Annotated in this window: 8 protein-coding genes; 4 read left to right on the plus strand and 4 right to left on the minus strand. The window is 58.2% G+C overall.

The features are described from left to right. Positions 1-18: 18 nt before the first annotated feature. From GRX76_RS06280 to GRX76_RS06290, 3 genes are all read right to left on the minus strand, one after another. Positions 19-2,562, minus strand: coding sequence for a DNRLRE domain-containing protein (locus GRX76_RS06280; protein ID WP_201276926.1), 2,544 nt, complete (start codon positions 2,560-2,562; stop codon positions 19-21). Positions 2,563-2,637: 75 nt separating this feature from the next. Further along, positions 2,638-3,300, minus strand: a complete 663-nt coding sequence (locus tag GRX76_RS06285; protein ID WP_236250576.1) for a DUF1566 domain-containing protein — start codon at positions 3,298-3,300, stop codon at positions 2,638-2,640. After that, positions 3,297-4,967 carry an ethylbenzene dehydrogenase-related protein gene (locus GRX76_RS06290; protein ID WP_201276927.1) on the minus strand — a complete coding sequence of 557 codons (1,671 nt, stop codon included), beginning with the start codon at positions 4,965-4,967 and terminating at the stop codon, positions 3,297-3,299. Before GRX76_RS06290 ends, GRX76_RS06285 begins: the two co-directional genes overlap by 4 nt. 213 nt (positions 4,968-5,180) lie before the next feature. Between GRX76_RS06290 and GRX76_RS06295 the strand changes: the two genes are divergently transcribed. Beyond that, positions 5,181-7,301 carry a TonB-dependent siderophore receptor gene (locus tag GRX76_RS06295; RefSeq protein WP_160152527.1) on the plus strand — a complete coding sequence of 707 codons (2,121 nt, stop codon included), beginning with the start codon at positions 5,181-5,183 and terminating at the stop codon, positions 7,299-7,301. A 103-nt stretch (positions 7,302-7,404) separates the two neighbouring features. Here GRX76_RS06295 and GRX76_RS06300 read toward each other — a convergent pair whose 3' ends face one another. Continuing rightward, positions 7,405-9,123 (minus strand): M1 family metallopeptidase, encoded by a 1,719-nt coding sequence (locus tag GRX76_RS06300; RefSeq protein ID WP_160152528.1) that lies wholly within the window; start codon positions 9,121-9,123, stop codon positions 7,405-7,407. 330 nt (positions 9,124-9,453) lie between these two features. On the opposite strand from GRX76_RS06300, the gene GRX76_RS06305 reads away from it, so the two are divergent. The 3 genes from GRX76_RS06305 to GRX76_RS06315 all read left to right on the plus strand — a co-directional run bounded on the left by GRX76_RS06305 (position 9,454) and on the right by GRX76_RS06315 (position 14,813). After that, on the plus strand, positions 9,454-10,581 hold the full coding sequence (locus GRX76_RS06305) for a PepSY domain-containing protein (protein ID WP_160152529.1): 1,128 nt from the start codon (positions 9,454-9,456) through the stop codon (positions 10,579-10,581). 266 nt (positions 10,582-10,847) lie between these two features. Beyond that, positions 10,848-14,126 carry a two-component regulator propeller domain-containing protein gene (locus GRX76_RS06310; RefSeq protein ID WP_160152530.1) on the plus strand — a complete coding sequence of 1,093 codons (3,279 nt, stop codon included), beginning with the start codon at positions 10,848-10,850 and terminating at the stop codon, positions 14,124-14,126. Positions 14,127-14,162: 36 nt separating this feature from the next. Further along, a complete protein-coding gene (locus GRX76_RS06315; protein ID WP_160152531.1) occupies positions 14,163-14,813 on the plus strand; it encodes a response regulator transcription factor in 651 nt (216 codons plus the stop codon). The last annotated feature ends 221 nt before the right edge of the window (positions 14,814-15,034 follow it).

A 15,034-nucleotide genomic window follows, 5' to 3' on the forward strand; every position in this document is an offset into this window, starting at 1 on the left:
TTTTTAATGCCGGTTACTTCAATTCCCGCAGGTGCCCTGCAAACGCAGCAGTGGCCCCTGACCAGTTTCCTTGGAGGTCATGTCCACACCGTTACTGCCGCTTTCGGCGGCGATGACCAACCCGGTGTTGCTACCGCTCAGCCAGGTTTCCACGATACCCGAAGACAGCAGGTCTACCTGAAAAGTGCCGGTACCGTTGGGGACAAAAGTGGCCAGCCGATTGCCGAGGATACCGCTGCCACCCACGCTGTTCCAGGTGACCGAAGCTTCCTGCCAGTCGCTATTTGCCTGATAGAAACCGAAGGTGTTACTCGAGCGGTTGGTGACATTCAGCTCAAGCAGGGCCTGGGTAAAGTTGCTGCAGGTTTCGACACCGGCGAGATCGAATTTGAGCAGGGTGTACAACTCGCCGTACTGGCGATCGCTGCCATCGGCCAACAGGCCATCACTGTCGCCATCAAAGTTGGTGCCGCTTTGACCCGAGCCCACAAACACATCATCAGAGGCCGCCTGCACCAATGGCTGGCTGCTGCCCGAACCGGACGAACTGCCTGACGAGCTGCCAGAAGAGCTACTACTGGATGAACCGCCGGAGCTGGAAGAGCTGCTGGAAGAACCGGCGCTGCCGCAGTCGGCATCCAGATACAGTACCGGGGCCACACCGGTTTCCTTGGAGCTCATGTCTACACCGTCGCTGCCACCCAGGGACGCGATCACCAGGCCGGTATTGCTGCCATTCAGCCAGGCATCGACGGCACTACTATCGAGCGCAATTTGTATCAGGCCGGTAGTCGCGGGGGTGAAACTGGCCAGCTGGCTGCCCTGGATACCGGTGCCGCCGATGCTGCCCCAGGTCGCAGACGCTTCCTGCCAATCGCTACCGGCAACAAATACACCGAAACTGATGTTGGAGTAGTTGGTGACATTCACTTCGAGAGTGACGTTGCTGAACTTGCTGCAGCTGGCGACATCGTCCAGATCGAATTTCAACAGGGTCATCATCTGCCCGTAGGTGGTGTCGGAACCGTCTGCCAGCAGACCTTCGTTACTGCCGTCGTAGTTGGTGCCCGTCTGGTTGGCGGTGACAAAGACGTCGTCGCTCACGGCAAGGGCGTAGCCCTGACCACCGGATCCGCTGGAACCACTGGAGGAGCCACCCGAACTGCTGGAAGAGCTGCTGCTGGAGGAACTGCCGCCGCTGATCACGCTGCGGTTGCTGGCGTTGCGGGTGAGGGTCATGGCTTCGCCCACCTGGTTGGCGCTCCACCAGTTGACGTTGCTCGGCAGTGCCAGTGCATCTGCCGCGCGGTCGCTGCGACTCAGGGTGCTGGCAGATGTATCGAACTGCGCAGTGCGCACGGTCAGTTCACTGGGGCTGACCTGGATGACCTTGAATTGCTGGATGCTGGCCAGGTCGATGGTCCAGGATTTTGGATCGTTTGCGGAGCGTGCCGGTGCCCCCCAGCTGCCTTCGCCCACATACACGGTGCCGCCGTTTGATGCGGTGACAAAGCCATTGCCACTGGGCGCAACCGCCTGGGTCAGCTTGGTCATGTGGGTGTCGGATTCCACCACCAGGTTCATGCTGTAGTCGTAGAAATTTTGCGCCCACCAGCTGTGCAGGGTGAGATTGTCAGACTTGCCGGTGTAGTGCGGGAACATGGGCTTGTGGTACTGGGCAAAACGCCACTGGGCACTGCCGCCATAGCTGGCGAGGTCGCTCTGTAGCCAGTTGTTCATGGCCGAGGCGTAGGAGGACCAGCCGCTGTTCTGGAACTGGCTGTTCAGGGTGTACACCCGCAGCAGTGGGGAAATTTGTACCGCACCGTAAGTGTCACTGGGATTGCAATTGCCATCGCCATTGAAGTCGGCGCCGAATACCAAGCACAGGGTGGAGTAATTGTCGTCCTCGTGGTTGCCGTGGGTGGGAATCAGCGGATAAATACGCTTGTAATCCAACCCGTCGATCTGGTCGCTGGAGTAGGTGAGCTCCCAGTCGTCCAGAAAGGCACTCATCTGCGAGGCGCTGTTGGCATCGGTAAAGTCGCCACCGTGCATCACCGCCAGCGGGCGGATTTTTGCCAGCAATTGATTGCCCTGGCGGCGGTTGGTGTGGCCGGTGCGAGTATCGCCACCGGCGATCATGACGAAGGGCGAGTTGTCATTGGGTGCGGTTTTAAACCAGAAGCGATCGCCGCAACCGTCCTGGTCACATACACGGTAAAACACCTCGGAATCTGCCGGCAGGTTTTCCAGTCGCACAAAGTGGCTGCTGATACTGCCGTCGAAGGTGCGGCTCGCATCCACGCCGGCACTGGTCCAGGCGCTTTCGTCGGTGGAGTAGCCGTAACTCACATAAGGATTGGAACTGTTGCCATCGGGCGAGAAGCCGATGACGGCACTGTTGCGGCCGTCGTTGTCCCAAATCAGGCGGTGGTGTTTGGTGGCTGCATTGATGTCGGTTGCCGCGAGGCCCAGCAGCAGGCCGGCGGTACCGGCGATTGCGCGCATCGCATTTTCGCGGGCAACACGAAAATGCTTGTTTCCCAGAAACTCTTTCATGGGGTTTTCCCTGGTCGAAGGATTATTTTAAATGTGGACGTTCGGAAGTTACTGCGCGGGGAAGTGTGCGAGGGATTAGTGACAGCTTTTTGAAGATTCCGAAACCAGGCGCACAAAGGCTGCATTGCGGTGCGGAATTGTGATCTGTTGCCCATCCACAAAACTGATGGCAACGGCGCCCCCGTCCAGCGTTTTGTAAACATCCTGTAACGGGACTTCCTGTTGTGACGTCCAGTAATCGCCGCGTTTGGTTTTTGGGAAAAAGGCGGTGTCGATGGTGGGCTGGCCCGCTTTGGCTTCGGTGTCCACCAGCGTGCGCATTTCATCGGCAGTGGGCAGGCGCCAGTCCTGTTGGCCACACAGCTGCTCCTGGCGCGCGCGTCGGATCAGATCCGCGGTATCGCAGCGTTCGTCTTCAAAATAACAGTCGCCCTGGTTGGGGGCGCCCACTGCGGACTCTTTCCCGGAGCTGCCACTGGATTCGCGGTACCAGGAATAGGTCCACAGGCCATCGTGAATATTTTCACTGTCGGTTTTCACTTCCCACAATAGCCCGCTGCGCTGGTCGCACACGCAGGGCCAGGGGCCGGCCCAATTGGGCAGTGGTTCGCCGCTGCCATCGATCTTGGTGAAGTGGTGATGTGCCGGTTGCGGGGATTGCGGTTGGTGCAATGCTGCGGCCAACAGTCCCACAGTTGGCACGCAAAATACGATGAGCGAGCGCTGCCAGATATTCATCGGGACAACTCCTGAAGAAACTGCAGGCGGATCGCGCGGGTGTGGCGGGTGTGCGCCACCTGCGCATGGTCGAAGGCGGAAACCCACAGGCAGGTGCCATCGACAATGGGAACATCCAGGGCGGAGCTGGTAACCCGCTTGCGCACAAATTCCAGGTTCCAGTAACCATCCCGCCACTGCCCGCGGGCGCGTACATCGGCGCGGTCGCCTTCGAAACGGTTGGAGTTGTACATCACCGAAGGCATTACCGTTCCCTGTGGATAACGTATGTCCTGCTCCGGAGAGTAGGGCTGGTAGTCGAACCAGGGAATGACCCAGTCGCGCGCGCGATTTGTTCGCTGCTCAGGATCAATGCCCTGCAGTGCTGCCAGCTGCGCGGGGTCAGCCGGCAGGCGTTTGGGAGTGATGACTTGCGGCTTGTACCACTGCCAGTTCATCACATAAGCACCGGACTCCTTGCCGTCCTGCTGGTAGCCCGCGGTATAGCGGCGCTCGCCCGGGCGCTCCTTGTCCGGTGGGCCGATAAAATTGTCATCCGCCAGGTACATGTCGTTGGTGCGCACCGCTTTCCAGTGCCACAGGTCGTGCAATTGCCCGTCGCTACTGTAGTGGTACCCCTTGCCGTGCCAGTTGGCGGGGCGCTCGGCCAGTGGCTTGCGCCCCAGGTGCGCGGTACCCGCGGCCGCAAAGGTGCAGCTGGAAGAAAGTAGTACCGCGAATTTGTCTTCGTAGAAACGGGTCTCGTCAAAATTGTGGAAGCCCTGTTGCTGTACTTCCCAGCCCTGTGCTGTTTTCAGCAACGGCAGGTGCACCAGGCTTTGGCTGTCGTCGCGCCAGCGGGCCGATAGATAAAATTCCTCGCCGTTGCTGAGTGCCCGCAGGGTGATCTCGGTGGCGCCTTCATCAAAGTTGGTGCCGCCATCGGTGTAGACAGTAATGGGCATTGCCATTTGCCACTGCGGCTCGTCCGCGTTGCCGTCAATCTCTATGGGCGCGTGATCCGGGTCGAGCAGTGGTATAGCGGTGACTTCAAGCCGGAACTGGCTTTGCTGACTGGTAAAAAGCCAGGTGGCGGTAAAGACCAGAACAGCAACCCCGAGCAATGCGCCGCCGATCCATTGCCGGCGCCGGGAGCGATGGCCGGACCTGGGGATTGCGATCAGTGCCAGGGACTGTCGCCCCCAGCGCGCCAGATACAGTCCGGCGTGGAACACTAGATAGAGCAGGGCGCCGAGGGCCGCGAGGAAGTGCCAGTCCCGCGGGTTCAACCCGATTCCCCAATTCCCCCAACCGTAAAACAGCAGCCAACCGCTGAGCAGTGACAACCCCAGAAGCGGGTAGCCGGCGCGAATGATCGCCCGGTGCCAGCCGGGCCAGTGTAGGTCCCGGGCCTTTTTACTGTCGGTGGAGATTGCGCGGGCAGTCCGGTGGGCAATACTGGGAAATACGCGATAGGCGATGTAAGCAATCACTACCAGTGAAAACACCACCGCGCTCACGAAGTGCCATTGGATGACCCCGCCCTGAGGCAACAGCTCTTCAAACTGGCTTACCTGCGGGCGGGTGAGGCTGGCGATACGCAGCCCGGTCAACAGGCTGCACAGCAGCGCACCTGCGGCGCAGGTGTGCAGCAGTATCCAGCGCAGGCTTTTGCGGTTGGCGGCCACCGGTTCCCCCGAATCAATGTGTAAAAAAGTGCGAGGTTAAGATTACCCGGTGGCAGTTTGATGACACGGGCGACGGGTAGGGTGATCTGGGGCGCACTTTTGATTATTTGGCCGTCCGATCATCAAAATCTAAATGATAATCTGTTGCATTTGCATGTTTCTGTCTTTAGACTCGCGTCCCAAATTCAAGGGGTAGTTCCTGGGGACTCGAAAATGCCATCCAAGCAACGTCTGTTTGCCAGCTCTCTGCTGGCAGTCGCACTGACCGCGGCCAATGCCACCATCGCCGCGGAAGGGAAGTCTGAAAAGCTCGAGAATGTCGAGGTGGTCGGTGAACAGGTAGATTCTTACCTGGTCGAGGATATGAACACCGCTACCGGCCTGGGCCTGTCCATCATGGATACGCCACAGTCTGTCTCCGCGATTGGCAGTACCCAGCTCGACGATTTCAACCTGTACAACCTGAACGACGCGCTGCTGGCAGTGCCCGGCATTCAGGTCGAGAGTGTGGAGACGGATCGCACCTATTATTCCTCCCGCGGCTTTGACGTGACCAACTTCCAGGTTGACGGCGTTGGCCTGCCGTCTACCTACGGCAACCGCAGCGGTGAGACCGACACCTCGATCTACGAGCGTATCGAAGTAGTGCGCGGTGCCAACGGCTTGATGAGCGGCGCGGGCAACCCTTCTGCCACGGTCAACATGGTGCGCAAGCGTCCTACCGATGACCTGCAAATGTCGTTCAGCGCTATCGCCGGCTCCTGGAGCAGCCTGCGTCTTGAGAGCGACATCGCCGGCACCCTCAGTGATGGTCTGCGCGGCCGACTGGTGCTGACCAAGGAAGACAAGGAGTCTCACCTGGACTTCTACGCCATGGACAAATCCGTGGCCTACGGTGTGCTGGAAAAAGATCTGGGCGAATCTACCCTGCTGACCCTGGGTGCCAGCTATCAGGCGAGCCTGGCAGACAGCCCGCTGTGGGGTGCCTTGCCACTGGTGTACTCCGATGGCTCCGCCACCGACTACGATGTGTCTGCCTCGACCTCTGCCGAGTGGGCCTACTGGGACAATATCGAGCAGGAAGTTTTCGCCGAGCTGAAGCACCAACTGGCCAATGGCTGGGAAGTCAAAGGTTATTACAGCACTGCAGACGTCGAAGGCGATAGCGAACTGCTGTACATGTACAGCCTGCCAGATCGCGGTACCGACGAAGGCCTGATCGGCTACGGCAGTGGTTATACCCTGGATGCCAAACGGGATGTGTTTGACCTGCGTGTTTCCGGCACCTACAACCTGCTTGGGCGCGAGCACGATTTACTGTTCGGATATAACTGGTCCGAGGGCGCCACTGAAGAAGTGTCCCTGTACGATTACACCAATGGCTTCCCCTGGATCGGTGATTTCACCCAGTGGAATGGCCAGACTCCGGTCAAGCCGGTATTTACCGACGGCCTGACGGGTAGTGACTTCAATGAAGCACAGAGCGCCGTATTCGCCGCTACGCGCTTTCGTGTGACCGACGCCCTGAGCCTGGTGGGCGGCGCGCGCGTGGTGAACTGGGAAGCCGAAGGTACCGGTTATGGCACCAGCAAGCTCACCGAGGTCGATGGCAAGGTGCTTCCATACGCGGGTGTGGTGTATCGGGTTAACGACAACTACTCCCTGTACGCCAGCCACACTGAAACTTTCGCTGCCCAGGACGATGTCGCCCAGGACCTGACCTTCATCGATCCCACCGAAGGGGTGAACGACGAAGTAGGTGTTAAGGCACAGTTCCTGGAAGGCAAGCTGATGGCAACCCTGGCGTATTACCAGACCCAGCAGAACAATGTGGCGGAATTTGCTGGCCAGGTGGAAGACCCGAATAACGACCAGATCCTGATCGACTACTACGAAGGCCGCGATTACGACAGCGACGGCTTTGATCTGACTGTCAGTGGCCAGCTCGCCGATGGCCTCAATATGGAATTCAGCTACGCCAAGGTGAATATCGACAATACTGCGGACAATGGTCTCGACCGCGACTTTATCCCGGCCCAGACGGTGCGTTTGTATGCGAGCTACCGTCCGCCCATGTTGGACGCGTTGAAAGTCGGTGGTGGTCTTAACTGGCAGGATGATATTTCGCGGATGCATGCTGCTGGTCACGTCATCGAGCAGGAGGCCTACGCCACTCTGCAATTGTTTGCCAACTACAAGGTAACCGAGCAGCTGAGTTTCTCCCTCAATGGTGAAAACCTTACCGATGAGAAGTACATCAGCAGCCTGTATTGGGATCAGGGCTTCTACGCCGCTCCGCGCAGCTTCAGCGCGTCGGTGAACTGGCGTTACTGATTGATCAAGTTCCCTGCTCGCCTGCGGGCGGGCTTGGGCAGGTAGCCACAAAAAAAAGCGGCGGACTGAAACAGTCCGCCGCTTTTTTATTGATTCGAGGAATCTAGCTCTTTTTTCTCTTTTTACGCTTTTCGGTATTTTCTTCACACTGCCCAATGATGGGTAAATACCGCAGTACCTTCATTTCCGGATCAATCACCACATGATCGTCTGCGGAGGCAGCTATAGTGATGATTCCATCTATCGGCTCGTATACCTGAAGTTCCCCGTTAACAGACACCGGCACTGGCATCGGGAAGGGAAGCTCGTCCGAGGTTTTCCAGGTAAGGGCGATGGAACCCTCTTGCTGCTGCCGGACCAGCTCCGGCAATTCGGCCTGCTTCAGGTATACATCAAACAGCCAGTTGTAATCCTCGCCCGTCAGTTTGTTGACGATATCGATAAAGTCCTGGGTATTGCGGTAGCGGGGGGCAATGGGATAGGCCAGCGCAGCAGTATTGTCTGTGCCATACAGCAATTCCCGGGTTGCTTGCCAGAACAGTTTATCGCCGATCAACCAGCGTAGGGTGTGTAAGGTCCAGCCACCTTTGCCATAAATATCCGAGTTGAACGCCTGTTCAGAGGTGATATCGCCTTCCAGCACAATGGGTTTGCAATTCATCAACCCCAGATACGATTTATACATGCTGTGGTTGTACGCCGCGTTACCAAAATGATCGAGGCTATAGGCTGGCTGCATGTATAAACCGAAGCCTTCATGTAGCCAGGCATCGTTGAGTTTTTCATGGGTAATCAGGTTGCCAAACCACTCGTGGGCCAGTTCGTGTTGCAGCAGCCAGTCGAACCCATATTCGTCGCGCTTGTATTCCTTGCCATAGGCATTGATGGTCTGGTGCTCCATGCCCAGATGGGGCGTTTCAACAAAGCCCAGTTTCTGGTCGCCCCAGGGGTAAGGACCCAGCTGGCGTTCATAGAATTCAATTTGTTGGAGTAAATCGTTATCGATAAGTTGTTGCGCCTTTTCGGCATTCTTACTCAGGGCCCAGAATTCAATTGGCACCTGAGCTCCGTTGGTGCTGGTATAAGACTGCTGGATTCTGCTGTAAGGGCCAATATTCAGGGCAATGTTGTAGTCGCTGGCCGGAACAGACAGCAACCAGTCAAATTCGGTCTTGTCGTCACCCACCGGGTTGGTTCCCTGTAAAACACCATTGGTGACTGCGCTCAAACCATTTGGGACAGTAAGCCGGATACGCATACTGTCGGCCTTGTCCGCAAAATGGTCTTTACACGGCCAGAACAAATCACAGCCCTCGCCCTGTACCGCAGTGGCAATCCACGGTTGCCCATCCTCTGTCTGTTTCCACACGGTACCACCGGCCCAGGGGGCGTTCAGGGCAATATGTGGCTTGCCGGAGTAGGACACGTCGACGGTAACCTGCTCACCTTGGTGGAATGTCTGCCCCAGATCAATCGTCAGAATGCCGCCACTTTTCTGGAACTGCGCTACCTGATCGTTTACCAGAATCTGTTCAATGTCGAACCGGCTATCCAGTTTCAGTTCGACCTGTGCGCTGTCTTCCAATAGCAAGAACTCCGTGCGCCCAGTACCTTTTATAGCTTTCTTGTCGGGAAATATTTCCAGGCTCAGGTCATAAGCTTTGACATCTGCTCGTTGCGCTACCTCTGAAAGGGGCTGTCCGGTATCGCCAATCAGCGGGTCCAGTGGCGGGGAGAGTTGTTGACAGGCGGTCAGGGTCAACAGGGGTAGCAAGTGCCAAGCAGAGCTCTTAACTGCCTTGGCAAACTTCAAATAGCGCATCGGAACTCCCGGAACGTTGAATACGAGTAAGCGGGAGATAATGGCACAGTTTTACACGCCCAATCCATTTAGCGGGTCTGGCCGACTAGCTCGGCAGATAAATGGAATTCATGACTCACCGGTGCTCATATTCTTTCCGTATAACGCTGATTAATAAAATCTAAATGAGAATGCATTGTATTTGCGGTGCCAGATGGCTAGACTCTTGCCCCAGTTGTAGCTGGCCCATCCTCGTTTGGGATTGATGGCTGGTGCCTTGTTTATTCCGTGGCGGTCTTCCTGCTATTGGTAAAAAAGCACGTTTCCCGATATCCCCGATATTAAAGAATCATGAATAAAACCCTGTTCAAACTGCACAGCTGGATGGCATTGGCGGCCTTTATCCCGCTACTGGTCATCTGCATTACCGGCAGCATTCTGGTGTTCAAGCACGAGATTGATTCCCTGCTGTTGGCTGACAAGGTGCGAGTAGAGTCCGCCGGCCGTGAGCGCCTGAGTCTGGACGCGCTGGAAGCCTCCATGCACAGCAGCTTCCCCGATTTCGAAGTGGTGGGCTGGGCGCTGTTTCAGGACAAAGATCGCGCAGACCTGGTCTATACCATGCAGCGCGGTACCGACGAGTGGACATACGCCCTGCTGGACCAATACACCGGTGAACCTCTGCGTGTACCCATGGGGCTGACACATCACCTTACAGACTGGCTGCTGGACCTGCACTACACCCTGCTGATGGGCGACTGGGGCATGCTGGTTACCAGTATCTTCTCCATTCTGCTGTGCTTGCTCGGGATCACCGGCTTTATCCTGTACCGCAAATTCTGGAAGAACTTCTTCACCCTGCGCTGGAACGCGCGCATGATCGTGTACTTCTCCGACCTGCATAAAATGACCGGCATTATCGGTGCACCCATCCTGCTGATCCTCGGCTTTACCGGTGCCTGGTGGAACATCACCCACTTTGCCCACGAAATGGAAGAACACGCAGACGGCCACGAGCACTACAAAATGGCCGAGCGTCTGTACAGCGACGACCTCTCCCTGCAGGGGCTGATGGACGATGCCGGCAATCGTATCCAGAACTTCGAGACCACCTACGTTTCCTTCCCCTGGGAGCCGGGTGCCAACTTCACCTTCTGGGGGGATGTGCACAGCGGTAACCCGCTGATCAGCGAGTACGCCAGCAACGTGACCTACAACGCCCAGAGCGGCAAGCATATGCTCAGCTACGATATCCGCGATGCCTCCGCAGGCGCAGTGATTGTGGACAGCTACCGCCGCCTGCACTTTGGCAACTTTGCCGGTCTTGTGAGCAAGATTCTGTGGTGTGTGATCGGCCTGTCGCCGCTGCTGCTGTCCATTACTGGTGTTTACATCTGGTACCAGCGCCGCGAGAAACGCCGCAACGCACGCGAGAAGAAACGCGCGAAAGCGGCGGCACTGGCAGGAGCTGCTGCCTGAGCATCGTGACAACCAATGCATTCTTTTGAGCCGGGCGAGTCCCGGCTTTTTTGTGCCTGCGTTTCCGCCGCTTTGTGCCTGGCGCTTCTGCAGCGTGACTCATAGCGTGACTCGCAGTGACCCAAAATGACCAGAAAATCTCCCGGCAAACTGTGACGGTCGTCCACTGTATGGAGGAGTCCTCTGCTTAGAATAAGCGGATAACCGGCGCCCGATCTGGATGCCGGACCGATCTGTGGCCAGCAAAACAATAATACGGAGCTGCGATGCGCTGGGTATGCCTGGCCTGTTTCATCCTGATGGGGGTGCCCGCGGTTCAAGCGGAACCGGCGGACTCCTTGTCTCTGAATTCCCAGATACTCAATTCCTTTCCACCGAGTTCCTTGCCGCTGGAGTTTTCCCCGGTGGGGGCGACCCGCGGACTGGACGTCAAGGTGGCCACCTCGGTACTGGTCGATCGCAATGGCCTGCTGTGGGTCGCCTCGCGGGAGGGGTTGTACCGGTTCGACGGCTATCAGGCCACTGCCCTCAAGGTCGGCGACGGAGGACTGCCGGACAATGACATCCGCGCGCTGTATGAAGATCGCGCCGGCAATATCTGGATTGCCAGTAACACCAGCGGGCTCACCCGCTACCAGCCCGCCGAGGATCGCTTTACTCACTTTCGCCACCAGTCCGCCAACCCTGATTCACTCTCCCACGAAAGCATTTACGGCATGGCAGAAGACGCCGATGGGCAACTGTGGGCGGGCAGTCAGATTGGCCTGAACCGGCTAGACCCGGTAACCGGACAGGTAACGCGCTTCCGGCACGACCCGGCAAAGCCGCGCTCGCTGTCGCACAACTATGTCTACGATGTGCTGGCGGAGCCCGCGGGGGATGCGATCTGGGTGGCCACCATTGGCGGCGGCGTCAATCGCTGGCGCAGCGGCGCCAGTGGCTTTGACCACTTTGATCTCTCCCGGCTGACCGCAGCTGAGGGCGAACTGAACAGCGTATTTGCTCTCGCACGCCACGGTCGCGATCTGCTGTTTGCGGGCACCCGTGCGGGTCTGGTGGCGCTGGATATCCAGCGTGGCGAAGCGCGGGTGATCGATTTGGGCGGTGATCTGCCACCGGTGGTCCCGACGCTGGAGTGGGGGCCCGACGGGCGCCTGTGGATTGGCACCATGGCGCGTGGCGTACTGGTCTATGACCCTGTCTCGGGGACCGTAGCGGCGGCAAACCCCAAGCCTTTGGGCGAGGAGTCGCAGTTGCCGGCGCTGCCGCAACTGTCGCTGCAATTCAGTGGTGGGCGACTGTTCGTGGGCACCTGGGGGAGCGGTGTGTATATGGCGCGTTTGCGCCGGGAAGGCTATGGCTGGGTGCGCGCGGGAGCAGAGCCGGGGCAGTTGCGCCATCACAATGTGACCGCAGTGGTCGCCGGTCGCGGGCTGCTGCCCTGGATGGGCTCCTTTGGTGGTGGCCTGCAACCGCTGCTGTCCGGGCAGCGTGCGGGGACAGGCCCCGGGCAAGCGGACGACGAGATTTTCAAAGACGGCATACTCACGATTCTCCAGCGCCGCGACGGCCAGTTACTGGCGGGCAGTAACCACGGGCTTTGGGTGATCGAGCAGGATGATAGCCACCGCCTGATCAGCGGGGATTCCCCTGAAGGATTGGGCACGGGGTATGTGACCAGCCTGCTGGAAACGGAGGGCGGCGACCTCTGGGTGGGCGTTGGTGGCAGTGGCCTGTTTCGCTTGCCAGCCGGCAGCGACCGCTTTCAGCGATACGCGCATACGCCGGGGCAGGGGCACTCCCTGAGTGGCAACTACATCACCACACTGCTGCAACTGCAGGACAACCTGTTGCTGGTAGGTACGCGCTCCAGCGGCCTGAATTTGTGCACCATGGCCGCCTGGCAGTGCCAGCCATTTGGTCGCGAGCAGGGGTTGGGCCATCACAATGTCACTGCGCTCTATCGCGATCGCGCGGGCGATATCTGGGCGGGCACCGATGGTGGCGGCCTGCATCAGCTGCAACTGGATACCGCAGGCCGGCTGCAATTACAGCGGCGCTGGACCGCGGAAGATGGATTGCTGGGGGCCAGCGTCATGGGGATCGTCGAGGACGATGACGGTTCACTGTGGATAAGTTCGCGCCAGGGCCTGTCGCGATTGCGGCCGCAGGATGGACTGCTGGTGCATCATGTAGCGGAAACCGGCTTACCGGTAACTCACTTTAATGCGCGTGCGGTTGCCCGCGATGATCACCATCTTTACTTCGGTGGAATCGGCGGTCTGGTGACCATGCCGGCGGGGACCGAAATGATGCCACGTCAGGCCAGTCCGGTGCGCATGGTCGACGTCTCGCGCCGTGCCGACAGCGGCGACGACAATGGAATTTATACTCGCCCGGCCACATCCCTGGAGCGTATCGATATTGGTTGGGGCGAAATGCTGTCGGTGTCTTTTGCGGTCCTCGATTTTGCCAGTGCACCCCATCAGTACCAGTACCGCTTGCGGCCCACGGAAGCCTGGCAGTCTCTCGGTCCCAGGCGCGAGCTGACCCTACTTGAGTTGTCACCGGGGGAGCATCTTCTCAAGGTGCGCGGCCGCGATGTGTTTGGCAGTTGGAATGAATCCCCCGCGCTATTGCTCAATGTGGTGCCGCCGTTCTGGATGACGGGCTGGTTCCGCGCTGTTGCGGGCGCGATCATTTTGCTGAGTGGATTTTCCTTGCACCACTTCCGGTTGCGCGGTCTGCGTCGCCGCAACCGCACACTGGAAAGTCTCCGTCGCGAGCGCGAACGCGCGCTGGAGAAAGCGGAAGTCAGCGGGCGCGAACTGGCACAGGCCCACACCGGGCTGCGCAATCTCACCGCACGGCTGCAGTCTGCCAAGGAAGAACAGCGGCAACAGATTGCCCGGGAACTGCACGATGAACTGGGGCAAACCCTCACGGCCGCCAAACTGTCCCTGCAGCGGGTCGGGCGCGCCACACACCCAGAGGAGCGCAAAGCACGCCTGGGTGATTCGGTGTCGATGCTGGACAAAATGATTGCACAAGTGCGCAATATTTCCCTCACATTGCGGCCGCCGTTGCTGGATGAAGTGGGGCTGGTGGAAGCCCTGAAAGTCCACCTGGACTCGGTGTCCGGTCGCACCCAGATTGATATTGTTTTGCTTGCAGAAGGTGAAGTGGGCAATGTGCCGGAAGAATTACGCACCGCCATTTTTCGCCTGACCCAGGAGGCGGTCAACAATGCACTGCGCCACGCGGGCTGCCGGCGCATTCTGGTCAACCTCCGTGGCGACAGCGCAAAACTGTCGCTCTGTGTCGAAGACGACGGCTGCGGTTTTGATCCAGACCAGGTGTGGCAGCGGGTATTACGCGGCGAGCATCTGGGGTTACTGGGCATGCTGGAGCGGGCGCGCAGTGCCGGTGGGGAATTACATTTGGACGCAGAGCCCGGAAGAGGTAGCCGCATCAGTGCGGTTATTCCCCTGCACGGGCAAACAAGCGAGAGCGCGGCTGACCATACTGTCCCGGATTTTGCTTGAGAAAAAGTTCCGGAATCATTTTATGCGGGAATAAAAATGACAAAACGCATACTGCTGGTGGATGACCATTCATTGATGCGCGCAGGAATTCGCGCGTTGCTGGATGAGCTCGAAGGTTTCGAGGTGATTGGTGAATGCGGCAACGGCCTCGAAGCCGTGGAACTGGTGCACCGCGAGGAACCGGATCTGTTGTTACTGGATATTTCGCTGCCCGGATTGAACGGGTTGGAAGTGGTACAGCAGCTGGGCCAGTCCCATCCGGACCTCCGGGTACTGATGCTGTCGATGCATGCCGGGCCGGAATATGTTGCGCGCGCCCTGGGCTCGGGAGCGTCCGGTTATCTGTTGAAAGACTCTGCCTTCGATGAACTGGCGGCGGCGCTGCAGGCTGTGTGCAGTGGTCGCGACTACCTCTGTTCTGCCATCGACAGTGAAACCGTGCAGCGTTTTGTGCAGGGTGTACCAAACGGGCACTCTGCGCAGGAAATTCTGACCCCGCGCCAGCGGCAGATATTGCAGCTGATTGCCGAGGGCTGCGGACCGCGAGAAATTGCCACCAATCTCAATGTCAGTGTAAAAACCGTAGAGGCCCATCGCGCGCAATTGATGGAGCGGCTCGGAATTCACCATGTCCCCGGGTTGGTACGCTTTGCCATTCGGGTGGGAATGATTTCTGCCGAACCCTGACCCATTCTGGTGCCATGACTTTTTTGGCGACAGTTATGTGCACCAATTTTTTTCTTGGTGCTATTCCAATATGACAACCACTTCACACTAACTCGAATATCGGGGTTTCCCCTATATCCCGTAATCGAGCACTCTCATTAAGTTTGATGGGTCAATTTATTGGCCGGGTCGAAGCGTGAAACTGCATCGACTCTCCTTATCGACCACCGATCAACAACAAC

Source organism: Microbulbifer sp. ALW1 (genome assembly GCF_009903625.1).
GTDB lineage: Bacteria > Pseudomonadota > Gammaproteobacteria > Pseudomonadales > Cellvibrionaceae > Microbulbifer.

What these genes read in the sequence shown, in the direction of transcription:
- GRX76_RS06280 (WP_201276926.1), bottom strand. Translation starts at nt 2,562, where the DNA reads ATGAAAGAGTTTCTGGGAAACAAGCATTTTCGTGTTGCCCGCGAAAAT.
- GRX76_RS06285 (WP_236250576.1), bottom strand. Translation starts at nt 3,300, where the DNA reads ATGAATATCTGGCAGCGCTCGCTCATCGTATTTTGCGTGCCAACTGTG.
- GRX76_RS06295 (WP_160152527.1), top strand. Translation starts at nt 5,181, where the DNA reads ATGCCATCCAAGCAACGTCTGTTTGCCAGCTCTCTGCTGGCAGTCGCA.
- GRX76_RS06300 (WP_160152528.1), bottom strand. Translation starts at nt 9,123, where the DNA reads ATGCGCTATTTGAAGTTTGCCAAGGCAGTTAAGAGCTCTGCTTGGCAC.
- GRX76_RS06305 (WP_160152529.1), top strand. Translation starts at nt 9,454, where the DNA reads ATGAATAAAACCCTGTTCAAACTGCACAGCTGGATGGCATTGGCGGCC.
- GRX76_RS06310 (WP_160152530.1), top strand. Translation starts at nt 10,848, where the DNA reads ATGCGCTGGGTATGCCTGGCCTGTTTCATCCTGATGGGGGTGCCCGCG.
- GRX76_RS06315 (WP_160152531.1), top strand. Translation starts at nt 14,163, where the DNA reads ATGACAAAACGCATACTGCTGGTGGATGACCATTCATTGATGCGCGCA.